Source organism: Myxococcus llanfairpwllgwyngyllgogerychwyrndrobwllllantysiliogogogochensis (assembly GCF_006636215.1).
In the GTDB taxonomy this organism is placed as follows: domain Bacteria; phylum Myxococcota; class Myxococcia; order Myxococcales; family Myxococcaceae; genus Myxococcus; species Myxococcus llanfairpwllgwyngyllgogerychwyrndrobwllllantysiliogogogochensis.
In genome coordinates this window covers 1-389 of record NZ_VIFM01000995.1, presented here as the reverse complement: position 1 = coordinate 389, position 389 = coordinate 1, and the positions used below count along the sequence as shown (strand labels likewise).

1 pseudogene is annotated in these 389 nt (G+C 69.7%); it reads right to left on the bottom strand.

The features are described 5' to 3' along the window. Positions 1–389: pseudogene (locus tag FJV41_RS51630) on the bottom strand (hypothetical protein); the annotation flags it as partial.

Here is a 389-nt window from a genome sequence, read left to right as displayed (position 1 = left end):
CGCCCGTCGTACACCCGAATGAAGCCCCCGTCCTGGTCCCTGATGGCGCTGAAGCCACCGGTCACCACGACATGGCCTGTTGGGGTGAGCGCGAGGCCGCTGATACGGACCGGGCCTCCCATCCCCGTGCTCCCCTCGACGTAGGTCACCGGGCCGAGCGCGCGGGTCGCGAGGTTCATCGCCGCGAACCAGCCCCGGCCAATCTCCGTTCCACCCGCGAGGAGCTCATGCCCGCCGATGAGCAGCGTGCCGGAGGGCGAGAAGGTCTCCAGGGTGACAACGCCCGGGACGTTGGAGATCACCTCGTTCCACTGCGTTACCCCGTTCGCGCCAATCCACCGGTGAGCGAAGCCCCCGGTGGGCCCGCCATTGGGGGAGAGGGTGCTCGC